This window comes from Nocardia sp. NPDC057272, assembly GCF_042668615.1.
GTDB lineage: Bacteria > Actinomycetota > Actinomycetes > Mycobacteriales > Mycobacteriaceae > Nocardia.
The window spans coordinates 122,550-145,963 of record NZ_JBHUYK010000013.1 but is presented as its reverse complement, the minus strand read 5'-3'; the positions used below and the strand labels follow the sequence as shown (position 1 = coordinate 145,963).

Here is a 23,414-nt window from a genome sequence, read left to right as displayed (position 1 = left end):
GCCACCGGGGTCCGACACCTTGTCGCCGCTATCCGAGCGCGGTGGTGAAGACCTCCAGGGCGCGATCGTCGAACAGCACGAACCGCACCTGCGTCACGCGGGTCTCGGCCGCGCGGACCGTCTCGACGGCGATCCGCGCGCCGTCATCCATCGGCCAGCCGAAGATGCCGGTGGAGATCGCCGGGAACGCGACGGTCGCCGCCCCCAATTCGTCGGCCACGCGCAGAGATTCGCGATAGCAGGAGGCGAGCAGCTCGGAGCGGTCCTCGGTGGCCGACCACACGGGGCCGACCGTGTGGATCACCCAGCGGGCGGGGAGCAGGCCCGCGGTGGTCGCCACCGCCTGGCCGGTACGCAGGCCTTTGCCGTAATGCGAGGCGCGCAGGTCGCGACATTCCGACAGGATCTGCGGACCGCCCTTGCGGTGGATCGCCCCGTCGACGCCACCGCCGCCGAGCAGCGAGGAGTTCGCGGCGTTGACCACCGCGTCCACCTGCTGCTCGGTGATGTCGCCCCGGACCGTCTCGATTCGCGTCATGATCCTCATTGTGCCGGGGCGTCGACCTCGTCCACGGGTACGGTCGAGTGAGCAGGCATGGTCGGTCCGTCCGAGGCGAGGAGAACCACGCATGGCCATACCCACCGGTGACATCGTCGCAACGCCCGACGGGCGAGACCTGGTGATCACCAGGTCGCTGGGGTTGCCGATCGAGGAGGTGTGGGCACGGTTGACCGATCCGCATCTGACCTCGGGGTGGTACGGCACCTGGGAGGGCGAGGCGGGGACCGGCAACACCATCCGGGTGCAGATGCGGTTCGAGGAGGGTGAACCGTGGTCGGCGATGCGCATCGACGACTGCACCCCACCGATCCACCTCGGCGTCTCCTCGACCGACCAGATCGGCCTGTGGCGGCTCGAGGTGACGTTGCTCGACACCGGCGCGGCCACCGAACTGCGCCTGGTCCACCATCTGACGTCGGAATATCAGCTGGCGGAGATCCCGCAGATCGGTCCGGGGTGGGAGTACTACGCGGACATGTTCGTCGCGGCTTGCACGCACACCGAACGACCGGATTTCGCCGACTACTACCCGTCGATGTCGGGCTACTACCAGCAGCGGGCGTCCTAGCCGAAACGTGAACCGCCCCGGCCGAATTCACGGCCGGGGCGGGTTCGACGGAAAACGATCTACTCGTCGTCGAGTTCCGCGGCGACCTCGTCGGAGATGTCGACGTTGGTGTACACGTTCTGCACATCGTCGCTGTCTTCGAGCGCGTCGACCAGCTTGAGTACCTTGCGGGCACCCTCGGCGTCGACCGCGACCGACACCGACGCCTGGAAACCGGACTCGGCGGAGTCGTAGTCGATGTTCGCGGCCTGCAGCGCCGAACGCACCGCGACCAGATCGCCGGGCTCGGAGATGATCTCGAAGACGTCGCCGTGGTCGTTGACGTCTTCGGCGCCCGCGTCGAGCACCGTCTCGAGGACGTCGTCCTCGGACAGGCCGTTCTTCTCGAGCGTCACCACGCCCTTGCGGGCGAACAGGTACGACACCGAACCCGGGTCGGCCATGTTGCCGCCGTTGCGGGTCATCGCCAGCCGGACCTCGCCCGCGGCGCGGTTACGGTTGTCGGTGAGGCACTCGATCAGCACGGCCACACCGTTGGGCCCGTAGCCCTCGTACATGATCGTCTGCCAGTCGGCGCCGCCGGCCTCTTCACCACCGCCGCGCTTGCGGGCGCGCTCGATGTTGTCGTTGGGGACCGATGTCTTCTTCGCCTTCTGGATGGCGTCGAACAGCGTCGGATTGCCCGCAGGGTCACTACCACCAGTGCGGGCCGCCACCTCGATGTTCTTGATCAGCTTGGCGAAGAGTTTGCCGCGCTTGGCGTCGATTCCCGCCTTCTTGTGCTTGGTGGTGGCCCATTTGGAGTGGCCGCTCATGCCCTACTTCCTTCAAGTCGGTTGCGCGTCTGCCCGGGCGGACAAGCTCGATCCAGCCTACTCACCGTCCGCCACGCCCGCCGACGCGGGCTTTATCGCGCCGCGCGAACCAGGTCGACGAACAGTTCGTGCACCCGGAGATCGCCGGTCACCTCGGGATGGAACGAGGTCGCCACCACGTTGCCCTGCCTGGCAGCCACGATGCGGCCCTCGGCGGGGCCGTGCGGCACCCGCGCCAGCACCTCGACGCCGTCGCCCACCCGCTCCACCCACGGCGCGCGAATGAACACCGCGCGCACGGGCGTGTCGAGGCCGGTGAAGTCCAGATCGGTCTCGAAGGAATCGACCTGCCGACCGAACGCGTTGCGCCGCACCGTCATATCGATGCCGGACAGGTGCTGGGCGTCGGCCCTGGTGTCGAGGACCTCCGAGGCGAGCAGGATCATGCCCGCGCAGGACCCGAACGCGGGCAGCCCGTTGCGCAGCCGCGCCCGCAACGGTTCCAGCAGGTCGAACGCCTGCAACAGCTTGGAGATCGCGGTCGACTCGCCACCGGGCAGCACCAGCCCGTCGACCGCCGCCAGCTCCGACTCGCGCCGCACCAGCACCGGATCGGCGCCGCAGTGCTCCAGTGCGGCAACGTGTTCGCGCACGTCACCCTGCAGCGCGAGGACACCGATGGTCGGCCGGGCGGGGGTCGAGGTTGCGTTCACAGCCGTTGAGCTTACGAGCGCGCCCGATGTGGGCCCGCTCACGCTCACTTCTGGCGCGGTGTGCGGATCAGACCTTCCTGGACGACAGCGGCGACCAGGTTGCCCTCGCGGTCCCAGATCTTGCCGCCGGTCAGCGCGCGACCGAAACCGGCCGAGGGTGAGGACTGGTCGTAGAGCAGCCATTCGTCGGCACGGAACGGGCGCAGGAACCACATGGCGTGGTCGAGTGACGCGTTCTGGGTCGGTTCGTCGGGGTGGATCACCTTCGACGAGCCGAGCAGCGTCATATCGCTCATGTAGGCCAGCGTGCAGACGTGGAACATCGGGTCGTCGGGCAGCGGGTGCCGGTACCGGAACCACACCTGCTGTGGGGAGACGGCGCCGTCGCGGGCGACGACCTGCTCCTGCGGGACCGTGCGGATGTCCCAGTGCTCCCATTCACGCATGGCCCACAGCCGCTCGGGGGTCATGGTCACGCTGGCATCGGGCAGGTCGTCGGGACCTTCGACCGAGGGCATCACGTCCTGGTGTTCGGGCCCTTCGTCACCGTGATGGAACGAGGCCGACATCGTGAATATCGCCTGCCCGTCCTGCACGCCGGTGACCCGCCGCGTGCAGAACGACCGGCCGTCGCGGATGCGTTCCACCAGGTAGACGGTGGGTTCCTCCGGATTGCCCGGTCGCAGGAAGTAGCCGTGCAGGGAATGCACCTGGAAGCTGGGGTCGACGGTACGGACCGCCGAGACCAGTGCCTGCCCGGCCACCTGACCGCCGAAGGTGCGCGGTAGCTGGGACTCCGTGGAAGCACCGCGGAAGATGTCGCGCTCCAGCCGCTCGATCGCGAGCGCCTCTTCGATTGTCGCCATGCGCTCGAGATTATCGCCTTGCCGACCGGGCGGTATGTCCGGCTCTGCACAGCGGCCCGGAATTTGCTGAGATGGTCCGGTGCCGACGTTCACTCCCACCTCCCCCGCCGCCCTCGCCCGGCTCGTCGCCGACCGGCTCGTCGAGCTGCCGGGGCGGCGGGTACTCGCGGTCGACGGCGCCGATGCGGCCGCGCCGGTGGAACTGGGCCGCCGGATCGTCGAGACGCTCACCGACCGGGGGCGATCGGCGGCAGTGGTGTCGGTGCACGACTACGTGCGACCCGCGTCGCTACGCATGGAATACGGGCGCGATGACGAATGGTCCTATCGCACAGCATGGTTCGACTACGAAGCGATGCGCCGCGAGATCCTGGATGTTCTCCGCATCGAAGGGCGCTGGTTGCCCGCGCTGTGGGACGAGGCGCGCGACAGGTCGGCGCGAGCGGCGATTCGGTCCGCGCAGGCCGATCTGGTGCTGGTGCTCGCGGGGCCGATGCTGCTCGGTCGCGGTCTGGATTTCGATCTCGCGATCCGCCTGGAATTGAGTGAGCAGGCGGCGCTACGGCGTACACCCGCCGAGCAGCGATGGACGCTGCCCGCTGTGCGCGATCACACTGCCGACAATCCCGAGGAAGCGACCTGGACCGTTCGCTGGGATCACCCCGATCGGGCGGCACTGCGCCGCTGACGGGACGGGAACCGGCGCGGTCCGGAAACGCGAAAGCCCCGTCCGACAGACGGACGGGGCTCGAGCGACGACGATCAGGCGCAGGCGACCGAGGTCTGACCCAGGTTGGTCAGCATGCCGCAGGCCCACGACTTCTGGACCTTCCACTTGCCCTCTTCGGCCACGAACGGCACGTCGACGACATTGGTCTGGCCGTTGACGGTGAAGTTGGCCTTGGCGTTGACACTGTCACCGAAGGACGTCACCTCGGTGACCTGAACCTGGACGTTGTTGTCCTGGACGGCCTGGGCCAGGCGGTTCGGCAGCTCGGGGTCGGCCTCGATGCCCTGGACGAAGTCCAGCTTCTGGTCGTTGGGGACCGCCGGATCCAGCGCGGTGGTGAGCTGCGCGTTGAGCTGTTCGACCGTCGGCACCGCCGGCAGGTCCGCGGTTGCCGAACCCTGAGCCTTGGCGCTGGTGGTGGTCTTGGGCGCGGGCTTGTCGCCCTTGTCGTCACTGCACGCACTCAGGCCGAGCGCGGCGACCACAGCCAATCCTGCGATCGCGACTCGTCCGGTCCTACGAAACTTCATCCACTCGTCCTTACGTCGGGTCGGAATCTCGCCCTCTGGGCGACGGCGGAGGACCGGCGCCACACAGCGCAGGCCTCGATGCCACGGCGAGGACGCTACCCAGTGATGTTGAGGAAACTCTGAGACACAGACAATCGGGGTCTGTGAGATGCGCCCGATTGCGATGCACCCCAGCGTCACCCGGCGCGCAGCCCCGCCACCGCCTCGACCAGCCGCGCATGGGTCGGCGCGTCCGCTGCCGCGATGAGCCCGTGTGGCGCGGTGTGCAGCGGTTGCCCGGCGAGACCGGTGACCACGCAGCCCGCCGCCTGACATACCGCGATCGCGCTGCTGAAATGCACGCTGTCGCGCAGATCGCCACCGGTGATGTACGCGGCGCGACGCCCGGCCGCCACCCAGACCAGGGCTAACGAGGTCGATAAGACCCGCGGATGGAATTCTCCCGCAAAGCCTTCGGCGTCGAAGAGCCGCGCCGGGGTCGACCAGGGGAACGGGTGGTCGAGGTCGACATCGACGAGATGGCTTCCCGAGTGCGGGCGCAACGGCTCGTCGCGGCCCTCGGTGCGCAGGAACGCGCCCTGCCCCGCCGTCCAGAACACTTCGTCGGCGAACGGGTCGGCGGTCGCCGCCACTGTCACGGCGTCGCCGTCGCGCAGCGCGACATTGACCGCCACGAACGCGGTGTCGACAGCGAAATTCCTGGTGCCACAGAGTGGATCGACAAACCACGTCCGATCGCTGCGGGCAGAGCCGGTGACGCCCGATTCCTCGGCGACGAACCGGTCGCCCGGACATTCGGTCGCGAGGACGTCGAGGATGGCTTTCTCGGCCGCGATATCGGCCTGCGTGGCGAAATCGTCGCCTTGTTTGGCGTAGCGAGTGAGCGGAGCGTGGAAGGCAGACCGGATCACCGCCGAAGCGACTTCTGTTGCGTGGATTGCGATTTCACTATCTGAGTGGTGCACCGTCTCCAGGCTACGGACCGTGTCGCGGCCCGGCAGGCGAACGAGCGGTCCGCAGCGAACACGCCGGTGCCGCTACTGAGCCAGATACACGGCGAGCCCGAGCCCGCCGATGCCGACCGCCACCCGCAGCGCACTCGGCGGAATCACTTTCACCACCGGCGGACCACACCAGCCACCCGCCAGCGCACCGGCGCCGAGGGCCAGCGCCGCGCCCCAGTGCACCGGTCCGAAGGCCGCGAACCCGACCGCGGCGACCAGGTTCGCGATACCGAGCAGGAAGCTCTTGAGAATCGACGCGCTCCAGATGGATTCGGCGGTGCACAGCATCATCATCGACAGGTAGATCACGCCCGCGCCCGCGCCGAAATACCCGCCGTACACGGAGGTGAGCAGGATGCCGACCGGGACGATCCAGGGCGCGCTGAGCTCGCCGATATGGTGGCGCACCAGAGGTTGCACCAGCAGCGCGATCGACGCCATCGCCACCAGAAACGGCACGACCACCTCGAACGCACCGTCCGGGGCGACCAGCAGCGCGAGCGCGCCGAGCAGCCCGCCCACGGCCGCCAGCACCGCCCAGCGCACCAGCGTGGGTCCTCTGCCGACGAGTTCACGTCCGGAATTCGCGGTCGCCCCGACACCGACGGCGACCATGGCGACCGTGTTGGTGACGTTGGCCGCGACGGGCGGCAGACCGGCGGCCAGCAGCGCCGGATAGGAGACGATCGAGGCCATCCCGGTGACGAAACCGATCAAGCCGGTGAAGAATCCCGCGACGACCAGCAAGGAGAAGTCGAGCGCGGTCACGGACCGACTGTACGGTATGCCCAGTTGGCAGCAATTCCTGGGCCAACCGATACCGAGCCCACATCGCCCACCTGCGCCGGGATCACTCCGACGCGCCGAAGGCCGTGCCAGGATGTCGGAGTGCAGATGACGACTTTCGAGCCGGGCGAACCACCCGTTCGACGTAACCGGCTGGACTCCAACACCGTTGCCCGCCTCGACGACGTCACCACCTTCGCCCAACTGCTCGACGCGTTAGAGCTGGTCCGCATGGATCATCCCGATGCCAGGATCCTCTGCACGCTCGACGATCTCGGCCAGTGCGCGTACACGAGCATGCACGCCACGCTCGGGCTCATCGAAGGCGAGGACGGGGTCGTCCACGACGACCCGGACGACCCCGCCGCCACCCACCACGCCGAGAACGCCACGGTCTCGCGCATCGCCGCGCTGCTGGACAACCCGTCCGCCCGCGTTCCGTGGGACGCGCTGCGCGACACCCGCAACGCGTCCGAGGACGAACTTGCCGCGCTCGTCGCCGCCAACCGTTCCCCCGACCGTGTGGTCGACGACGTCGTGCTGATCCAGCGTGTCCCGGTAGATCGGGACGACCTCGCCATCGCGGGCATCCCCAACGGGTACTTCGCCGACGACTGGAGCACCTACGACAATCACACCGTCATCCGCCGCATGGCCACCCACGGCTATCGCCACATCGCCATCGGCGCTTCCCTGCTCGCCTTCGCCCGGCCCACCGCTCCCACTCCCGAACAGGCAGCGGCCCTGGTCACCGACCTGACCCATCTGTACGGCTCCCCCACCGCCATCGCCTGGCACGAACTGGCCGTCCTGCTCCCCACCCAGCGCCAGCTCATCCTCGGCTACGCCGAGAACTTCGCCGACGCCCTCACCGCCGATACCGAAGGCGCGGCGGGTCAGCCCTAGCCGGCGAGTACGGGAGCCGACTGTCTCGCGGTGACGTTCGACCACACCCACCAGGCCAGCCACCCGATACCCATCCCGGCCGCGATGTGCCCCGCACGGACCAGCGGCGTCGGCAGCAGGAAGGTCAGGCACAGCACGGACAGACCCGCGGTGTAGAGGGTCGCGGCCGCGACCGGCACGGCGCGGCTGCCGATCAACGCCGAGCCGAACAGCAGCGTTCCGGTCAGCGCGAGGAACCCGGTGAGCAGAAACGCGGATTTGGCTGGGCTGGTGAGTAGTTCGTCGACAACGGGCTTGTCCAGGTACACCAGGACGAAATTCCTGGCGAAGGCGACACCGGCGAAAAAGCCGAAGCCGAGAAACTGGACGACGAAGCCGAGTGCTCCGAAGCGGCCGAGGCGCTGGTGCAGCAGCGAGTACAACGCCACCAGCAAACCGATGCCGAAGGGGACGGCCGTCCCGTTGAGAACCTGGGTCAGTGGTGTCTTGCCGTCGGCGATCAGTTCGGTCGCCCCCGCCGCGGCGATCGCCGCGCCGCAGAGGAATCCTGCGAGGCTACCCAGTCGCAGTAGTGCTCGTGTGTCCATGTCGAAATCCCTTCTCGATGTCGAGTTCGACGGTAGGAATCCGGTGGTCACGGCGGTAAGTGCCGGGCGACCCATGACTTTCGGCTACATTCGCCGCGCAGCCCTGGTCGTGTGCGGAGCACGGCCATAGGCTCAGCCGATGCATCGACCGCACGCACTGACCTGGGTGGCGTGCTTCCTCTACGCCTCGGTGCTGATCGCCGGACTCGCTGTCGCCTCGACCGCGCCTGTGGACCCCGTCCGGTTGTGCGCTTTCGCCGGCGCGCTCCTCGTGGCGGGCGCGCTGGAGATCGCCGAATGGCGTGGACCTGCCGCCCGGGCCGTCGCCCTCGTAGGCCTGGTCGTCCGCGCGGCCGTGTACGCCGTGATCACCGCACTGGACAGCAGTGGCAATGCGAAGGTTCTGTTCGTCCTGCTCCCGCTCACCGCCTATTTCACCGTCGGACACCGGGTCGCCTACACACTCGCCGGTGGCGGTCTGCTCCTGGCCGGAGCACTTGTCCTCGGACGGCCTGCGCTGCGCCATGATCCCGAAGCGCTGTCCGATCTGCTGATGTTCGCGATCGGCATCGTGTTCGCCCTGGCGATCGCCGTGATCGCCGAACGCGAGGAGACCGGGCGGCGCCGTGCCGAAACGCTGCTCACCGAGCTGTCCGACGCGCACGCCAGACTGCGCGAGTACGCGGACCAGGCGGTCACCCTCGCCACCGTCGCTGAGCGAACCCGGGTGGCCCGCGATATCCACGACAGCGTCGGCCACCATCTCGTGGTCGTCGCGATCCAGCTCGAGAAATCGGCCGCGTACCGAACGGTGGACACCGACACCGCCGACCGGGCGCTGGCCGAAGGACGTCGTTCCGCACGCTTGGCCCTCGACGAGGTCCGTCGCGCGGTGGGCACGCTGCGCGCCGACGACACCCGGTTCACGCTCGGCTGCTCGCTGCGCGCGCTCGCGGCCCGACTCGACGACCCGGGCTTCGCCGTGACTCTCGACCTCACCGGCACCGAGGACGCCGTCGGCGAACCCGTGCGCCTCGCCCTGTATCTCGCCGCGCAGGAAGCGCTCACCAACGCGCGCCGCCACGCCGGCGCCACCGCCGTGGCGGTCCGGGTCGACCTGACGCCGACCACCGGCGTCCTCGACATCGCCGACAACGGAACAGGTTTCGCGCCGGGCACGGCCGAGGGACAGGGGCTCACCGGAATGCGTGAGCGCCTCGACCTGGTCGGCGGCGAGGTACGAATCACCTCCACCTCCCGGGGAACTCGTCTGCTCGTCACGATCCCGGTGGTTGCGCGATGACCCGGCACCATGCGGAGATGCCGGCGCCGAAGGTCCGCGTGCTGATCGCCGACGATGAGCGTCTCGTCCGCGAAGGGATCGCCGCACTGCTCGCCTTGCAGCCCGGTATCGACGTAGTCGGCACGGCCGAAAGTGGCGCCGAGGCAGTCGAATCGACCGCCGCGCTGACACCTGATGTGGTCCTGATGGACGTGCGGATGCCCGGAATGGACGGCGTCGAGGCAGCCGGCCTCTTGCGCGGCCTGGCGACGGTGTTGATGCTCACCACCTTCGACGACGACGGCTACATCGTCGCGGCCCTGCGCGCGGGCGCCTCCGGATACCTGCTCAAAGACCTCCCCGCTGCCGAACTCGCCCAGGCGATCCGCCTCGCGCACGCGGGCGTCGACCAGTACTCCGCCGCCGTCACCGCGCGCCTGGCCGCCATGGTCCGATCCCGCACACCACGCCCCACCGTCGAGCTCACCGGTCGCGAAACCGAGGTCCTGCGCCTGCTCGCCACCGGCGCCGCCAACCGCGAGATCGCGCGGTCCCTCTACCTCAGCGAGGGCACCGTCAAGAACCACATCTCGAGCATCCTGAACCGCCTCGGCGTGCGTGACCGCACCCAAGCCGCCATCTACGCACACGAGCAGGGCATCCTCTGAGATGCCCCCGGCCGGATTCAGGTCAGGGCGTTCACCATGCGCGCGGTGAGCACCCGGGTGCGGTCGAACGGCGCCGCGCTCACGGCGGGCGTGCCGATCACCGAGCGCAGCACGCCGAGGCCGATCAGCAGGGCGCCGATCAGCTCCGCGCGTAGTTCCGCGTCGGGTCCGTCGAGCCGGTCGGCGAACTCACGCAGGTAACCGTCGCAGAGCTGGGCGCGCAATTGATCGCGCACGTCGTCGTGGCCGGCCGATCGGAGCATGGCCAGGAGCGGGTGTTCGCCGCCGTAGCGCGACCAGTCCTGGTACACCACATCGTGGAGCAGGGCATCGGCGATGCTGACGACCGGGCGGTGCGGATCGGCGGCCACTCCGGTGGGGATCTCCAGGTGCATCGCCTCGGCGTAGAGCCCCTTCTTGGAACCGAAGTAGCGCGATACCAAGGCGGGATCGACCCCGACCTCGGCGGCGATCTCGCGCAGTCCCGTGCCGTCGAAACCCTGCGCCGCGAAGCGGATTCGCGCGGCGTCGAGCAGCGCGGCACGGGTGGCCGCACGATCGCGGCGACGGGGTTCGGCTGTCGGTTCCATGAAGTCATGCTAAGTCATCAGATGTTGACTTGATGCCGCGTTCGTTTCTAACCTCGACATATCGGCCGATGACACAGTCCAGAGTGATTCGAGGAGAACGGGATTCGATGCGCACGTATGTCATCACCGGCGGCACCGACGGCCTGGGCAAAGGGCTCGGCCTGCATTTTCTGCGACGCGGCGACCGGGTGATCGCGATCGCCAGCGGCGCGACGAAAGGCGAGGCGTTCCGCCGCGAGGCCGCCGCGCTCGGCGCGGGCGAGCGCGCGGTGTTCCTGCGAGCCGATCTGAGCACCCTGACGGGAATGCGGGACACCCTTGCCCGGGTCACCGCGCTGGCCGACACCGTCGACGGCCTCGTCTTCGGCGCCCAGCGCTTCCGACCGCGGCGCGAGGTCACCGAGGACGGCACCGAGTTCACCTTCGCGCTGCACTACCTGAGCCGATTCGTCCTCGGACACGGTCTCGCCGATGCGCTGGAACGCGCGGATACCCCGGTCATCATGAACATCTGTGGCCCCGGCGGCTTTCCCGGACGCATCCACTGGGACGACCTGACCCTGCGCGAGGGCTACACCGGCACGCGCGCCGCCATGCAGGCCTCACGCGCCAACGACCTGCTCGGCGTCGCCTTCCCGCACCGCCACCCGAACACCCGCACGCGCTACGTGCTCTACAACCCGATGATGGTGCGAACCGCGATGGCCGACCCACTGCCCACACCCCAGCGGATACTGACCAAGGCCGCCGGATTCGTCTTCGGCCGATCGGTCGATCAAGCGGTCCCGCCGATCGCCCAGCTCCTCGACGAGCCACCCGCTGATCCGGTGACCGCTTTCCGGCGCCGAACCCGGCTCCCCCTCACGCGCAAGGACTTCGACCCGAACAACGCGATCCGCCTCGATACCCTGACCAGCGAGCTCGTCCAGCGCTGAGTCGCCGCACGACAAAGCCTCGGCGGGCGCCGAGATCACGACGCCCGCCGAGGCGAATGTTTCAGTGCCCGAACGATATCGGGCCCACGATCACCAGCCGCGCTCGGCCAGACGGTGCGGCTGCGGGATCTCTTCGACGTTGATGCCGACCATGGCTTCGCCCAGGCCGCGCGAGACCTTGGCCAGCACGTCCGGGTCGTCGTAGAAGGTGGTGGCCTTGACGATGGCGGCGGCGCGCTGTTCGGGGTTGCCGGACTTGAAGATGCCCGAGCCGACGAAGACGCCTTCGGCGCCGAGCTGCATCATCATGGCGGCGTCGGCGGGGGTGGCGATGCCGCCGGCGGTGAACATCACGACCGGGAGCTTGCCGGTCTGCGCGACCTCACGAACCAGCTCGTACGGGGCCTGCAGTTCCTTGGCGGCCACGAACAGCTCGTCCTCGGACAGCGAGGTCAGCCGACGGATCTCGCCGCGGATGGTACGCATGTGGGTGGTCGCGTTGGACACGTCACCGGTGCCGGCCTCGCCCTTGGAGCGGATCATGGCCGCGCCCTCGGTGATGCGGCGCAGGGCCTCGCCCAGGTTGGTGGCGCCACAGACGAACGGGACGGTGTAGTTCCACTTGTCGATGTGGTTGGCGTAGTCGGCGGGGGTGAGCACCTCGGACTCGTCGATGTAGTCCACGCCCAGGCTCTGCAGGATCTGCGCCTCGACGAAGTGGCCGATGCGGGCCTTGGCCATGACCGGGATGGAGACCGCGGCGATGATGCCGTCGATCATGTCCGGGTCGCTCATCCGGGACACGCCGCCCTGGGCGCGGATGTCGGCGGGCACCCGCTCGAGCGCCATCACGGCCACGGCGCCGGCGTCTTCGGCGATCTTGGCCTGCTCGGCGTTGACCACATCCATGATCACGCCACCCTTGAGCATCTCGGCCATGCCGCGCTTCACGCGGGCGGTGCCGACGGTGTTGGTGGTCTCAGGCGTAGTCACGAATGTCTCCTGTGTCATGGGCGCCAATCAAGTCGCTCGGATTCGGTTCACCGTCGATTCTAGAGCTGCCCGAAATCGGCCTTCATAGCCAGTTGAGCACCACTGGCCTTGTCACGACCAGCGACGATGCGTTCGCCGCTCACCGCTGGCCTTGTCCGATGGCCTGGCATTCACCGTGCCACGGCTGCGACCGCGTCCGCCACAGGCGCGCGCCGTGCCCGGTCGACCAGCACGATCGCCGCCGCGACGGCCGCCGCCCCGGCAGCGCACCACAGCGCCGCGACCGGGGTTTGCGCGCGATCGACGGCCACGCCGGCGACGACCGGACCGAGCACCGCGCCGATATTGAGCGCGGTCGTGGCCAGCGCTCCGGCGAGCCGAGGCGCAGCGGGTGCGGCACTCCGCACGATGGTCGCGATCACCGCGGATCCGACGCCGAACGCGGCCGCGCCCGTGAGCAACGTCATGGCCGCGAACCCCGCCATCGAGTGCGCGGTGATCGCGGCCAGCGTCCACACGCCGACCAGTCCGGCCGTGCCCACGGTGATGATGGAACGGCCGTGGCGGTCGCTGTACCGACCGGTGAGCGTCACCCCGATGAAGGACCCGAGGCCGAACAACGCCAGCACCAGCGGGACCCAGACGCTGGTCGCGCCCGCGATCCCGGCGGCGACGGTGCCGAGGTAGGTGAACGCGGCGAACGTCGCGGCATTGACCAGAACTCCTACGATCACCCCCGACCGCACCGTGCGCACCCCGAGCACCGCCCACTCGGACCGCATCGACCGATTTGAGGCGCCGACTTCCGCACCGTCGCGCGGCACCATCGACGCCATCGGGACGAGGACCACCGCACTCACCACCGCGACGGCCCAGAAGGCCGATCGCCAACCCCACAGCTGCCCGAGCAGCGTCCCCGCCGGTACGCCCGCGATGCAGGCCACCGTCACCCCCGACACGATGATCGAGGTCGCGCGACCGACCAGCGCGGGCCCGACCAGCCGCGGCAGGGCCGCCAGCACGAGCGCCAGGAATCCGGCGTTCGCGACCGCGGCGACCGCCCGGGTAGTCACCAGCACCGCGAAATCGGTGGTCAGCGCGCCGACGATATGGGTGACGCAGAAGAGCGCGAGAAATGTTGTCGCCGAACGCCGTAGCGGCCACCGACCCATGGTGGCCGCCATCGTCGGCGCGCCCAGCACCATGCCGACCGCGTACACCGAGGTCAGCAGCCCCACTGTGCCGAGCGAGACGCCGAAGTCGGCGGCGGTCCGCGCCAGCAACCCCGACATCATGAATTCCGATGTGCCCTGCGCGAAAACCGCGGCAGCCAGCACGAAAACCCCGATGGGCATGATTGATCAACTCTCCGGATACCGGGACGCCGCGCGTCGCACGCGGTGTCCGAGATGAGGCGGCATCGAGCGAATCATGGCCCGGCCGCAAGGAATCGACGATCATCCGGCGTTGCGAACGACACATCGCATCGGTCCGCGGACCGATGGATGCTGGACCCACAACGCCGTCCGGCCCGCAGGCCGGACGGCTACCTTCTGGACGCCTCCGGAGAATTCACCCGCCCACCCTATGCGAGGCGACGGCGCCGGAGTCAACCCGTTTTCTCGACAGTCGGCGGGGATGCCGAACACGGAAAGACTGTCGATCAGCTTGCGGGATCGTCGAATCGCACGTCGACCTCGGTGGCGCCGCGCAACGTCGCCACGGGCGCCGCTTCCTCGCGCAGCAGTGCGCGTAGCCGCGAGCTCATCGACTGGAACGGTGTGACGGTCAGTGTCAGCGTGCGCCCACTCTTGCGTGGGCGCCAGATTCCGGCGACGGCGCCGTCGGCGAGCACCACGCCCGGTGCGCCGACCGTCTTCCACACCGCGCGTCGATACTTCGGATCGACGATGGTGTCGCGATCCCGGGTCTGTGTGTAGGGATCGCCGGGTGGCAGCAGCCGGACACCGGATGCCTCGTGCGCTGACCGGAGCTCTTCCAGGTCCTCGGTGCGGATCCACCGGCGCCGCCCGTCGTATTCGACCGGAGTGAGCTCGTTCGCCACGGTGTCCCACCACGGATCCACGTCACCGGCTCGCACGCCGAGCCAGGTCGCGAATTCACCGCGGGACGACGGTCCGTAGCACCGCAGATAGCGGCGCAGCAGGGTGGCGCGATCCGCCGCGGGATCGGTCTTCGGCAGCGGGCCGTCGAGCCATTCCTCGAGCAGGACGAACGGTGCGGTGTTGCCGGTGCGCGGTGCGAGGCACACGATGCCGCGCAGTGTCAGGATCCGCAGGCAGAAGTGCACGACCGCCTCCCCCAGTGGTTGGTTCGCGCCATACGGACCTGGCGACTGCCATGCTGTGCGCTGGGCAGCGGTCAGTGTGTCCGCGATGCGGTCGGCCAGTTCTGCGCCGAGTTCGCCGATCGCCGTCGCACGCTGCGACAGCACCGGCCCGATCTGCGCGACGGTGCGCTTCACCACCTCGTCCAGACCTATCCCGAGGGTGTCGAGCGCCGGACCGACGCCGCCGATCAGCCGCAATCGCGCCGCCTCGGTCGTCGGCAGCACGCCGGTGGTGAAGACCGGTGCGTCGGCGGTCGGGAAGAAGAACGGCGACCCGCGCATGCACCAGGTCTGCAACAACGACTTGTCCTGTGCGACAAGGTGATCGACGTGGTCACCGGTCACACCGTCGACGCGGGCCGCCAGCGCGAGCAGCGCCGAGCCCGGCGGGCTGTTCTGCACCGCGCACGCGCCGGCCACGTCGAGCAGATCGCCGATCGGTCGCCGGGAGAGCAGAGTGTTCGCGTGCAATCGAAACCCGATGACCTCAGCGGTTCCGATGCTGACCGAATGCTCCCGAGCCGCCACGGATCACCTCCCGATCGTCGCCGCGCACAGCGTCGTCCAAGGATGCCGCGCCTAGCACCTGAACATATCGAGCGAGCCCGTTTCGGGTGTCGTCCTCGGCCGCGCGTCGACGATCGGCCGAACCCTGTGCCGGGTGTCGGCCTCCACTGCGTCGACCGTTCGGCCGGACCATGTGCCAGGGGTCGTCCCGCGCCGGGCCTCAGCGGATCGAGCGGACCACGTGCTGGGTGTCGTCTTCGGCTGCGGAAACGGCCTCGGTGAGGAGTTCGTCGAGGTGGTACGGGTAGACGGCCTCGCCCGCGTCGTCGAGTGCGCGGATGTCGTCGGCGGAGCACCAGCGGTGGTCGGTGATGGTGCGGCGTTCCAGGGCGGTCAGGTCGGCCGGGCGCCATTCGAAGCCCGGCGAACGCAGGGTGAAGAACAGTTCCTCGGAGCGGATCAGCTCGCCGTTGAACGGGAACACCGCGACCCGGCGCCACAGCGGGCCGCGCAGCGCGGCGGGATCCACACGCTGCCCGGTTTCCTCGTAGATCTCGCGAACCGCGGCATCGCGCAGGTTTTCCCCCGGTTCGACGCCGCCGCCGACGGTGAACCAGAAGGCCACTTCAGGGATCATCGGGTCGTGGCCGCGCAGCAGCAGCACGCGGTTGTGCTCGTCGAGCAGCATCACCCGGGCGGAGGTGCGGGTGGTGTGCACGGTGAGGCCGGTGGCGGCGGCGGGTGTCGCGCGTTCGGTGATCTCGAAATAGTGCGGCAACGGCGCCGTGCCACCGAGGTGCAGGATGCGGACCGGCCTGCGGGTGCGCAGGGCCAGGGTGTCGCGCACCGCGTCGTTGTGGAAGCGGCGCGCGATCAGCACGCGAGCCTCGGCGTCGGCGAGTTCGGCCACCAACTGCGGTCGCAGGTGGTCGATGTCGACGAGGGACAGCGCGGCGGAGAGCTGGTTCTCGATCGTTTCCCGGTCACCGCGATCGGCGCGTTCGGCCCGATCGGCGAGTGTGGCGAGCTGGGTGGCCCGTTCGGCCCGGCGTGGGTCGGTACTCACCGGACCGGCCTCCGACATCGCCACCGCGCGAGCCACCACCGCCCGGCGGGCGAGCGCGGCATCGAGTGCCTGCCAGGACTGATCGGAGCGCACGTGCAGCCGGTCGAGCCGGTTCGCCGTGGAGTAGGCCCACACACCGAGGGCGAGGACGAGCAGGGCGATCAGCCCGAGAACGAGGACGGTGGTCGCCGAGAAGGTGATCATCCGGCGGCCCGGACGCGGTTGTCGCCGACGGTGACCGTCTCGTACACCCGCAGGATCTGTTCGGCCACGACCGGCCAGTCGTAGCCCGCGACCACCTGGGTCGCGGTGCTGACCAGACGCATCCGCGTCTCGTCGTCGGTGAGGAGCGTGTCGATGGCGGTGGCCAGCGCGTCGGAGTCACCGATCGGGGTGAGCATGCCCGCGGTCCCGTCACGCAACACGCGACGGAAGGCGTCGAGTTCGCTCGCGACCACCGGGGTGCCCGCCGCCATCGCCTCGATCAGGATGATCCCGAAGCTCTCGCCACCGAGGTTCGGCGCGACGTACACGTCGGCGCTGCGCAGCGCGGCGGCTTTCTCCTCGTCGGAGACCTGTCCGAGGAAGCGCAGATGCCCCGCGTGCTCGCCGGCTTCACGGCGCAACCGATCCTCGTCACCGCGCCCGACGATGAGGATCTCCACGTCGGGATGATGGTCGATGAGCGCGGGCAGCGCGCCGAGCAGCACGTCCATGCCCTTGCGCGGTTCGTCGTAGCGACCGAGGAACAGCACGGTACGGCCCGCGCGCGGGTACCCGTCGAGTGGCTCACCGCGCGCGAACGCGGACACATCGACACCGTTGGGGATCTCGACCGCGTCGGATCCGAGCGCCTCGACCTGCCAGCGCCTGGCCAGCTCGGACACGGCGATCCGCCCACTGATCTTCTCGTGATACGGGCGGAGCACACCCTGAAAAGTACTGAGTACCAACGACTTCGTGGTCGAGGTGTGGAAGGTCGCCACGATCGGGCCCTCGGCGATCTTGAGCGCCAGCATCGACAGGCTCGGGGCGTTGGGCTCGTGGATGTGCAGCACGTCGAAATCGTTGCTGTCGATCCAGCGCCGGATCCTGGTGTAGGCCATGGGTCCGAAGGACAAGCGCGCCACCGACCCGTTGTAGGGGATCGCGACCGCGCGACCCGCCGAGACGACGAAATCGGGCAGCGGGGTGTCGTCGGAGGCGGGGGCGAGCACGCTCACCTTGTGCCCGCGTTCGATGAACACCCGGGCCAGCTCGACCACATGGGCCTGCACGCCACCGGGGACGTCGAACGAATACGGGCAGATCATGCCGATCTTCACGGCTGCCCTCCCGCCTGCTGCGCAGAGATCCGCGACAGTCGTTCGGGCGACAGATCGCCTTCCCAGAGTGGTTGCAGCATGTGCCAATCGGCCGGATGCTCGGCGATGTTGGCGGCGAACCGGTCGGCGAGTGCCTGTGTCGCGGCCGCCACCCCACCGGAAACATCCAGGGCCGGTTCGGCTTTCAGCCCCCAGCCTTCGGTGCCGTCGTCGTCGACGGTGAACCAGCCGTGGACGGGAACCAGCGCGGCGCCGGTCTCGATGGCCAGTTTGGCGGCACCGCCGGGCATCCAGGTGCGCTCACCGAAGAAGTCGACGGGCACGCCCTTGCCGGTGAGGTCGCGTTCGCCCATCAGGCACACGATCCGGTTCTGGCGCAGGCGTTCGGCGAGCGCGGCGAACGGCGGCTGCTCGCCACCGGTCAGCGGGAACACCTCGAAACCGAGGCTCTCGCGGTAGGCCACGAACCGCTCGAACAGCGATTCGGGCTTCAGCCGTTCGGCCACGGTGGTGAAGTTGTCGTAGTGCTGCACCAACCAGACACCGGCCATGTCCCAGTTCCCCGAGTGCGGCAGCACCAGAATGAGGCCGCGGCCCTGCTCCAGCGCGGCGTCGACGTTCTCCAGACCACCGACGTAGTAGTCGATCTTCGTGTGGTCCATCGACGGCAGCCGGAAAGCCTCCCGCCAGTAGCGGGCGTAGGAGCGCATGCTGGCCCGCATCAGCTCGCCGGGGACCTGGTCGGCGGGCACACCGAGAACGCGAGCGAGGTTGCGGCGCAGCTGTTCCGGCCCACCGCTGCGCACCGAACGATCGGCGCCGAGGTCGAAGACCTTGCGCGCCAACCCTTCCGGTGCCGAACGCACGAGGCCCCAGCCTGCGGCGTAGCCCCAGTCGCTGAACCGATCCGTGAGGCTCACGAGGCGGATCCCGCGTCCGGCTGCGGCGTCGGCGGAATGACCACGCGGGCGCCCGGCGAATTGCGCACCGCGAGCACCCGCTGGAACACCGTCACGATGCTCAGCACCGCCAGCACCCACATCGCCACGTACACGGCCCAGGTGAGCCAGTCGAGCCCCCAGTGCCCGCCGATGCCGGTGAGCCCTGCGCCGACCAGCACGATGACCAGTCGGTCCGGGCGCTCGATGAGCCCACCGTCGGCGGACAGGCCACTGGCCTCGGCACGCGCCTTGGCGTAGGAGATCACCTGTGAGGTGACCAGCACGATCAAGGTCAGCGCGAACAGGTGCCGGCTGTGCTCGTGATAGACGGCCCACCAGGCGAGCCCGCCGAAGATCGCGCCGTCGGCCACCCGGTCACAGGTGGCATCGAGGACGGCGCCGTACTTCGTGCCGCCGCCGCGGGCGCGCGCCATCGCACCGTCGAGCATGTCGAACATGACGAACAGCCAGATGACCATCGTTCCCCAGAACAGGTGTCCGGAGGGGAACAGCGTCACCGCGGCGGCGATCGTCGCGGTGGTGCCGATCAGGGTCATCGCGTCCGGGGTGAGCCCCGTCCCGACGAGCGCTTTGCCCAGCGGCGCAGTCGCTTTCGCAAACGTCTGGCGGCCGAAGAAGCTGAGCACGGTCTTTATTCCTCCCACGCCTCCGCCAGCAGCTGCCGCGTGTCGCGCAACAACTGAGGCATCACCTTCACCCCGCCGACCACGGTGATGAAGTTCGCATCCCCGCCCCAGCGCGGCACGATGTGCTGGTGCAGGTGGTCGGCGAGCGAACCACCGGCCACACCACCGAGATTGAGACCCACGTTGAATCCGGCAGGCCGCGAGACCTGCTTCATCACGCGGATGGCCCGCTGCGTGAAGGCCATCAGTTCCGCGCTCTCGGCGGTCGTGAGGTCCTCCAGGTCGGCTACCCGGCGGTAAGGCACCACCATCATGTGCCCTGGGTTGTACGGGTACAAGTTGAGCACGGCGTAGACATTCTCGCCGCGGGCGATGATCAGGCCGTCCTCGTCCGACATCTTGGGGATATCGGTGAACGGATGCCCGGTCGCGTCCTTGGGCTTGACCTCGCCGGTGATGTAGGACATCCGGTACGGGGTCCACAACCGTTGCAGGCGGTCGGGCTGGCCGGCCCCGGCGTCGACGATCGAGCCGGCCTCGGGGGCGAGGTTCTCGCTCATGCCTGAACCGCCGCGGAGACGACCTCGAACCCCTCGGCGGTGGGTGAGTCGTTCACGCGGTGGGCGACCCAGGTGGTGATGGTGGCGATCGCGTCGGCGACCGGCACGCCGTTGACCTGGGTGCCGTCGCGGAACCGGAAGCTCACCGCGCCCGCTTCCACGTCGCGCGCGCCCGCCAGCAGCATGAACGGCACCTTCTGCGCGGTCTGGTTGAAGATCTTCTTCTGCATCCGGTCGTCGCTGCGGTCCACCTGGGCCCGCACGCCGGCGTCGCGCAGCCGCTCGATCACCGAATCCAGGTGCGGGGCGAAGTTTTCCGCCACCGGGATGCCGACGACCTGCACCGGCGAGAGCCAGGCGGGGAAGGCACCGGCGTAGTGCTCGGTGAGGACGCCGAAGAAGCGTTCGATCGAGCCGAACAGGGCGCGGTGGATCATCACCGGACGCTGCTTGGTGCCGTCGGAGGCGGTGTACTCGAGGTCGAATCGATCGGGCAGGTTGAAGTCGAGCTGCACGGTCGACATCTGCCAGGTGCGGCCCAGCGCGTCCTTGACCTGCACGGAGATCTTCGGGCCGTAGAACGCGGCGCCGCCGGGGTCGGGCACCAGGTCGAGCCCGGAAGCCTCGGCGACCTTCTCGAGGGTTTCGGTGGCCTCGGCCCAGAGCTCGTCCGAGCCCACGTACTTCTTCGGGTCCTTGGTGGACAGCTCGAGGTAGAAGTCGTCGAGACCGTAGTCCTTCAGCAGGCCGAGGACGAACTGCAGGGTGCTGGTGAGCTCGGCGTGCATCTGCTCTTTGGTGCAGTAGATGTGCGCGTCGTCCTGGGTCATGCCACGCACGCGGGTCAGGCCGTGGATCACGCCGGACTTCTCGTAGCGGTACACCGAACCGAACTCGAACATCCGCAGCGGCAGCTCGCGGTAGGAACGACCGCGCGCGCCGAAGATCAGGTTGTGCATCGGGCAGTTCATCGGCTTGACGTAGTAGTCCTGGCCGGGCTTGCGGACGGTGCCGTCCTCGTTGAGCTCGGCGTCGAGGTGCATGGCCGGGAACATGCCGTCCTTGTACCAGTCGAGATGGCCCGAGATCTCGTACAGATGCCCCTTGGTGAGATGGGGGGTGTTGACGAACTCGTAGCCCGCGTCGACGTGGCGCTGACGCGAGTACTCCTCCATCTCCTTGCGGATGATGCCGCCCTTGGGGTGGAACACCGGCAGACCCGAACCGAGCGCGTCGGGGAACGAGAACAGGTCCAGCTCGAGGCCCAGCTTGCGGTGATCACGGCGCTCGGCCTCGGCCAGCAGCTCCAGGTAGGTGTCCATCGCCTCGGTGGATTCCCACGCGGTGCCGTACACGCGCTGCAGGTCCTCGCGGTCCTGGTCGCCACGCCAGTAGGCGGCCGAGGAGCGGGTGAGCTTGAACGCGGGGATGAACTTGGTGGTGGGGATGTGCGGGCCGCGGCACAGATCGCCCCACAGCTTCTCGCCGGTGCGCGGGTCGAGGTTGTCGTAGATGGTCAGCTCGTTGCCGCCGACCTCCATGATCTCGGGATCGTCGATGCCGGACTTGTCACTGATCAGCTCGAGCTTGAACGGCTCGTTCGCCAATTCGACGCGGGCGTCGTCGATCTCCACGACGCGCCGCGAAAAGCGTTGCGCGCCTTTGATGATCTTCTTCATCCGCGATTCCAGCTTGGCCAGATCCTCGGGGGTGAAGGGCTTGTCGACCTGGAAGTCGTAGTAGAAGCCGTCCTTGATCGGCGGGCCGATCCCGAGTTTCGCGTCGGGGAACTCCTGCTGCACCGCCTGGGCCAGCACGTGTGCGGCGGAGTGCCGGATCACGCTGCGCCCGTCCTCGCTGTTCGCGGGGACCGGCTCGACGTCGGCGTCCTCCTCCGGAATCCAGGACAGATCCTTGAGCGCGCCGTCGACATCACGCACGACCACGACGGTGTCGGGGCCCTTGGTGGGCAAACCCGCGTCCCGTACCGCCGCGCCCGCCGTAGTCCCGGCCGGCACTCGAACGAGGGCGACTGGACTGATGGGTGCAGAGGTGGTCACGGGGATGCTCTCCTTGACTTCGGTGCCGGGTCGATCCGGCAGTTCTCGCAGGGTCCTTCCTGCGCCCGCCCATGCTATCGGGAGCGTGCGTGGGGCAGCCCGCCTCCCCGGGAATCTCGGCCGGGCTCAGGTGCGTGTTGATCTTGGCAGGCGGCCGATGGTCAGGGCCGGGCCGGGTCGCCCCGAACCCCACGAGTTACCCCTGTGCTGACCAGATCAGTGGTAAACCGCCGAGCGCTCAGAGACGTGCCAGCAGCTGCGCGCGGTCGGCGGGCGAGCGTTTCGGGCAGCTCGTGCACATCTCGCGGCCGGGCGCCTCGTAGACCAGGCAGCACGAGGCGCGGCGGACGAAGGTGCGGCCCGCGACGGTGACGAACCGCGGTGCGGGCAGGCGCGCGCCCACGTCTGCGGCCAGCCTGGTCGCCGCGTCCGGGGAGCCCGCGTCCAGCGCCCGGTTGCCGATGGCATCGGCGACAACCGCCCACAGCGCCGGAATCCCGGCCCCCGACACCGCCGCGACCTGGGAGATCACGGCGGTCAGGGTGTCACGCAAGGCAGCGGCGACCTCGTCGGCCGCTGCCGCACCGGTCTCGCCACCGACATCCGAGCGCACGGAACGGCCGGTGGCATCGACCGGCACCCGGTGGAACTGCGCATGTTCGACACCACCGTCGGGCCGGACCACACAGTCGAATTCGCCGAGGGCGGCGACCGGGGCGGGTGTGCCCGCCGCGTAGGCGACAGCGATCTGCTCGACCAGTGTCGAGGCGACCATGCACCACCACAGGGTGCCCGCGACCCGGGGAACATCGGTGCCCCAGGCACGGCTCAACGCGTCGATCCGCGCCGCGATCCAGGCGGGGTCGGTGAGGACGTGGCCGGGAACCGTGCTCACGACATCAGGGGACTGTGTAACCATGGCCAATCGACTCCGATCCACCCTGCGACCATCGAAAACGTACCGAGCAGCCACAACGTCACGAGGACGAGGGCGAAGGTGCCCACCGCGCCGAGCACCTTGATGAACCAACCGCGCGAGGTGTACCAGTCCATGACGATCCGGTACTTGCCGCGCACCCAGGTCAGGGTGTGGTGGGCCCACACGAACTCGGTGGCCAGGATGCCGAATCCCGCGAACACCAGCGCCCAGCCGGGTCCGGGGTACGGGATCGTGACGATCCCGACGAGCAGGACCAGTCCACCGACCACGCCGACGACGATGCGGTAGCCGAGGTTGAGGGTAGGGCGCTGGGCGATGTGAGCCCGGAAGGCGCGCCCGCGTTCCTTCAACCCGTCCCACCGCCCCGGCTCGGCCGTGGACTCCTCGTCCGCGGAGTCGGGGCCGTCGGTGACACGCTCGGCGGCGGTCGGATCGCTGGTCATGATTTCCAGACTACGAGTCCGACCGCCCACCGGTCGCGGT

At 68.8% G+C, this 23,414-nt stretch carries 26 protein-coding genes; 6 read left to right on the top strand and 20 right to left on the bottom strand.

Features of this window, described 5'->3' with window-relative positions:
- Positions 1 to 28: 28 nt before the first annotated feature.
- Positions 29 to 538 (bottom strand): O-acetyl-ADP-ribose deacetylase, encoded by a 510-nt coding sequence (locus ACFULV_RS19400; protein WP_378658474.1) that lies wholly within the window; start codon positions 536 to 538, stop codon positions 29 to 31.
- A 91-nt stretch (positions 539 to 629) separates the two neighbouring features.
- Between ACFULV_RS19400 and ACFULV_RS19395 the strand changes: the two genes are divergently transcribed.
- Complete coding sequence (locus tag ACFULV_RS19395; protein ID WP_378658472.1) at positions 630 to 1,130, top strand: SRPBCC domain-containing protein; 501 nt, start codon at positions 630 to 632, stop codon at positions 1,128 to 1,130.
- A 59-nt stretch (positions 1,131 to 1,189) separates the two neighbouring features.
- Here the strand turns inward: ACFULV_RS19395 and ACFULV_RS19390 are convergent, their stop codons facing one another.
- From ACFULV_RS19390 to ACFULV_RS19380, 3 genes are all read right to left on the bottom strand, one after another.
- Positions 1,190 to 1,945 (bottom strand): YebC/PmpR family DNA-binding transcriptional regulator, encoded by a 756-nt coding sequence (locus tag ACFULV_RS19390; protein WP_378626890.1) that lies wholly within the window; start codon positions 1,943 to 1,945, stop codon positions 1,190 to 1,192.
- Positions 1,946 to 2,037: 92 nt separating this feature from the next.
- The gene (gene pdxT / locus ACFULV_RS19385) at positions 2,038 to 2,658 is read right to left on the bottom strand and encodes a pyridoxal 5'-phosphate synthase glutaminase subunit PdxT (RefSeq protein WP_378658469.1); all 621 of its coding nucleotides are present in this window, start codon (positions 2,656 to 2,658) and stop codon (positions 2,038 to 2,040) included.
- A 44-nt stretch (positions 2,659 to 2,702) separates the two neighbouring features.
- Positions 2,703 to 3,524: an acyl-CoA thioesterase gene (locus tag ACFULV_RS19380; protein WP_378626887.1), complete on the bottom strand. Its 822-nt coding sequence runs from the start codon at positions 3,522 to 3,524 to the stop codon at positions 2,703 to 2,705.
- 79 nt (positions 3,525 to 3,603) lie between these two features.
- Between ACFULV_RS19380 and ACFULV_RS19375 the strand changes: the two genes are divergently transcribed.
- The gene (locus ACFULV_RS19375) at positions 3,604 to 4,212 is read left to right on the top strand and encodes a hypothetical protein (RefSeq protein WP_378658466.1); all 609 of its coding nucleotides are present in this window, start codon (positions 3,604 to 3,606) and stop codon (positions 4,210 to 4,212) included.
- Positions 4,213 to 4,286: 74 nt separating this feature from the next.
- Here the strand turns inward: ACFULV_RS19375 and ACFULV_RS19370 are convergent, their stop codons facing one another.
- From ACFULV_RS19370 to ACFULV_RS19360, 3 genes are all read right to left on the bottom strand, one after another.
- Positions 4,287 to 4,784 (bottom strand): hypothetical protein, encoded by a 498-nt coding sequence (locus tag ACFULV_RS19370; protein ID WP_378626884.1) that lies wholly within the window; start codon positions 4,782 to 4,784, stop codon positions 4,287 to 4,289.
- 176 nt (positions 4,785 to 4,960) lie between these two features.
- Positions 4,961 to 5,749, bottom strand: coding sequence for an inositol monophosphatase family protein (locus ACFULV_RS19365; protein ID WP_378626883.1), 789 nt, complete (start codon positions 5,747 to 5,749; stop codon positions 4,961 to 4,963).
- Positions 5,750 to 5,821: 72 nt separating this feature from the next.
- Positions 5,822 to 6,556, bottom strand: a complete 735-nt coding sequence (locus tag ACFULV_RS19360; RefSeq protein WP_378626881.1) for a sulfite exporter TauE/SafE family protein — start codon at positions 6,554 to 6,556, stop codon at positions 5,822 to 5,824.
- A 126-nt stretch (positions 6,557 to 6,682) separates the two neighbouring features.
- On the opposite strand from ACFULV_RS19360, the gene ACFULV_RS19355 reads away from it, so the two are divergent.
- The gene (locus tag ACFULV_RS19355; protein ID WP_378626879.1) at positions 6,683 to 7,480 is read left to right on the top strand and encodes a hypothetical protein; all 798 of its coding nucleotides are present in this window, start codon (positions 6,683 to 6,685) and stop codon (positions 7,478 to 7,480) included.
- Here ACFULV_RS19355 and ACFULV_RS19350 read toward each other — a convergent pair.
- Positions 7,477 to 8,067, bottom strand: coding sequence for a hypothetical protein (locus ACFULV_RS19350; protein ID WP_378658464.1), 591 nt, complete (start codon positions 8,065 to 8,067; stop codon positions 7,477 to 7,479). The genes ACFULV_RS19355 and ACFULV_RS19350 overlap by 4 nt on opposite strands.
- Positions 8,068 to 8,206: 139 nt before the next feature.
- Between ACFULV_RS19350 and ACFULV_RS19345 the strand changes: the two genes are divergently transcribed.
- Positions 8,207 to 9,370 carry a sensor histidine kinase gene (locus tag ACFULV_RS19345; RefSeq protein ID WP_378658461.1) on the top strand — a complete coding sequence of 388 codons (1,164 nt, stop codon included), beginning with the start codon at positions 8,207 to 8,209 and terminating at the stop codon, positions 9,368 to 9,370.
- A 17-nt stretch (positions 9,371 to 9,387) separates the two neighbouring features.
- A complete protein-coding gene (locus ACFULV_RS19340) occupies positions 9,388 to 10,017 on the top strand; it encodes a response regulator (RefSeq protein ID WP_378658458.1) in 630 nt (209 codons plus the stop codon).
- Positions 10,018 to 10,034: 17 nt separating this feature from the next.
- On the opposite strand, the gene ACFULV_RS19335 is transcribed toward ACFULV_RS19340, so the two are convergent.
- Positions 10,035 to 10,607, bottom strand: coding sequence for a TetR family transcriptional regulator (locus ACFULV_RS19335; RefSeq protein ID WP_378658455.1), 573 nt, complete (start codon positions 10,605 to 10,607; stop codon positions 10,035 to 10,037).
- A gap of 107 nt (positions 10,608 to 10,714) precedes the next feature.
- Between ACFULV_RS19335 and ACFULV_RS19330 the strand changes: the two genes are divergently transcribed.
- On the top strand, positions 10,715 to 11,542 hold the full coding sequence (locus ACFULV_RS19330; RefSeq protein ID WP_378658452.1) for an SDR family NAD(P)-dependent oxidoreductase: 828 nt from the start codon (positions 10,715 to 10,717) through the stop codon (positions 11,540 to 11,542).
- 90 nt (positions 11,543 to 11,632) lie between these two features.
- Here the strand turns inward: ACFULV_RS19330 and pdxS are convergent, their stop codons facing one another.
- The 11 genes from pdxS to ACFULV_RS19275 form a co-directional block, all read right to left on the bottom strand.
- On the bottom strand, positions 11,633 to 12,553 hold the full coding sequence (gene pdxS, locus ACFULV_RS19325; protein ID WP_056810852.1) for a pyridoxal 5'-phosphate synthase lyase subunit PdxS: 921 nt from the start codon (positions 12,551 to 12,553) through the stop codon (positions 11,633 to 11,635).
- Between the two features lie 152 nt (positions 12,554 to 12,705).
- Positions 12,706 to 13,890 carry a Cmx/CmrA family chloramphenicol efflux MFS transporter gene (locus ACFULV_RS19320; protein WP_378658449.1) on the bottom strand — a complete coding sequence of 395 codons (1,185 nt, stop codon included), beginning with the start codon at positions 13,888 to 13,890 and terminating at the stop codon, positions 12,706 to 12,708.
- 308 nt (positions 13,891 to 14,198) lie between these two features.
- Positions 14,199 to 15,356, bottom strand: coding sequence for a winged helix DNA-binding domain-containing protein (locus ACFULV_RS19315; RefSeq protein ID WP_378658446.1), 1,158 nt, complete (start codon positions 15,354 to 15,356; stop codon positions 14,199 to 14,201).
- A gap of 256 nt (positions 15,357 to 15,612) precedes the next feature.
- Entirely contained in the window at positions 15,613 to 16,659 is a 1,047-nt protein-coding gene (locus ACFULV_RS19310; RefSeq protein WP_378658547.1) for an NUDIX domain-containing protein, read from the bottom strand.
- Positions 16,659 to 17,783 carry a glycosyltransferase family 4 protein gene (locus tag ACFULV_RS19305; RefSeq protein ID WP_378658443.1) on the bottom strand — a complete coding sequence of 375 codons (1,125 nt, stop codon included), beginning with the start codon at positions 17,781 to 17,783 and terminating at the stop codon, positions 16,659 to 16,661. The genes ACFULV_RS19310 and ACFULV_RS19305 overlap by 1 nt, the downstream gene beginning before the upstream one ends.
- A complete protein-coding gene (locus tag ACFULV_RS19300) occupies positions 17,780 to 18,703 on the bottom strand; it encodes a phosphatidylinositol mannoside acyltransferase (RefSeq protein ID WP_378658441.1) in 924 nt (307 codons plus the stop codon). The genes ACFULV_RS19305 and ACFULV_RS19300 overlap by 4 nt, the downstream gene beginning before the upstream one ends.
- A complete protein-coding gene (gene pgsA, locus ACFULV_RS19295; RefSeq protein ID WP_378628300.1) occupies positions 18,700 to 19,371 on the bottom strand; it encodes a phosphatidylinositol phosphate synthase in 672 nt (223 codons plus the stop codon). Before pgsA ends, ACFULV_RS19300 begins: the two co-directional genes overlap by 4 nt.
- 5 nt (positions 19,372 to 19,376) lie before the next feature.
- Positions 19,377 to 19,931 carry an HIT family protein gene (locus ACFULV_RS19290; RefSeq protein WP_378626868.1) on the bottom strand — a complete coding sequence of 185 codons (555 nt, stop codon included), beginning with the start codon at positions 19,929 to 19,931 and terminating at the stop codon, positions 19,377 to 19,379.
- A complete protein-coding gene (gene thrS / locus ACFULV_RS19285; RefSeq protein WP_378658438.1) occupies positions 19,928 to 21,991 on the bottom strand; it encodes a threonine--tRNA ligase in 2,064 nt (687 codons plus the stop codon). The genes ACFULV_RS19290 and thrS overlap by 4 nt, the downstream gene beginning before the upstream one ends.
- A 238-nt stretch (positions 21,992 to 22,229) precedes the next feature.
- A complete protein-coding gene (locus ACFULV_RS19280; RefSeq protein ID WP_378658435.1) occupies positions 22,230 to 22,886 on the bottom strand; it encodes a (2Fe-2S)-binding protein in 657 nt (218 codons plus the stop codon).
- Positions 22,883 to 23,374 carry a TIGR02611 family protein gene (locus ACFULV_RS19275; protein WP_378626864.1) on the bottom strand — a complete coding sequence of 164 codons (492 nt, stop codon included), beginning with the start codon at positions 23,372 to 23,374 and terminating at the stop codon, positions 22,883 to 22,885. Before ACFULV_RS19275 ends, ACFULV_RS19280 begins: the two co-directional genes overlap by 4 nt.
- Between the last annotated feature and the right edge of the window lie 40 nt (positions 23,375 to 23,414).

What these genes read in the sequence shown, in the direction of transcription:
- ACFULV_RS19400 (WP_378658474.1), bottom strand. Translation starts at nt 538, where the DNA reads ATGACGCGAATCGAGACGGTCCGGGGCGACATCACCGAGCAGCAGGTG.
- ACFULV_RS19395 (WP_378658472.1), top strand. Translation starts at nt 630, where the DNA reads ATGGCCATACCCACCGGTGACATCGTCGCAACGCCCGACGGGCGAGAC.
- ACFULV_RS19390 (WP_378626890.1), bottom strand. Translation starts at nt 1,945, where the DNA reads ATGAGCGGCCACTCCAAATGGGCCACCACCAAGCACAAGAAGGCGGGA.
- ACFULV_RS19380 (WP_378626887.1), bottom strand. Translation starts at nt 3,524, where the DNA reads ATGGCGACAATCGAAGAGGCGCTCGCGATCGAGCGGCTGGAGCGCGAC.
- ACFULV_RS19370 (WP_378626884.1), bottom strand. Translation starts at nt 4,784, where the DNA reads ATGAAGTTTCGTAGGACCGGACGAGTCGCGATCGCAGGATTGGCTGTG.
- ACFULV_RS19355 (WP_378626879.1), top strand. Translation starts at nt 6,683, where the DNA reads ATGACGACTTTCGAGCCGGGCGAACCACCCGTTCGACGTAACCGGCTG.
- ACFULV_RS19350 (WP_378658464.1), bottom strand. Translation starts at nt 8,067, where the DNA reads ATGGACACACGAGCACTACTGCGACTGGGTAGCCTCGCAGGATTCCTC.
- ACFULV_RS19345 (WP_378658461.1), top strand. Translation starts at nt 8,207, where the DNA reads ATGCATCGACCGCACGCACTGACCTGGGTGGCGTGCTTCCTCTACGCC.
- ACFULV_RS19340 (WP_378658458.1), top strand. Translation starts at nt 9,388, where the DNA reads ATGCCGGCGCCGAAGGTCCGCGTGCTGATCGCCGACGATGAGCGTCTC.
- ACFULV_RS19335 (WP_378658455.1), bottom strand. Translation starts at nt 10,607, where the DNA reads ATGGAACCGACAGCCGAACCCCGTCGCCGCGATCGTGCGGCCACCCGT.
- ACFULV_RS19330 (WP_378658452.1), top strand. Translation starts at nt 10,715, where the DNA reads ATGCGCACGTATGTCATCACCGGCGGCACCGACGGCCTGGGCAAAGGG.
- pdxS (WP_056810852.1), bottom strand. Translation starts at nt 12,553, where the DNA reads ATGACACAGGAGACATTCGTGACTACGCCTGAGACCACCAACACCGTC.
- ACFULV_RS19320 (WP_378658449.1), bottom strand. Translation starts at nt 13,890, where the DNA reads ATGCCCATCGGGGTTTTCGTGCTGGCTGCCGCGGTTTTCGCGCAGGGC.
- ACFULV_RS19290 (WP_378626868.1), bottom strand. Translation starts at nt 19,931, where the DNA reads ATGAGCGAGAACCTCGCCCCCGAGGCCGGCTCGATCGTCGACGCCGGG.
- ACFULV_RS19275 (WP_378626864.1), bottom strand. Translation starts at nt 23,374, where the DNA reads ATGACCAGCGATCCGACCGCCGCCGAGCGTGTCACCGACGGCCCCGAC.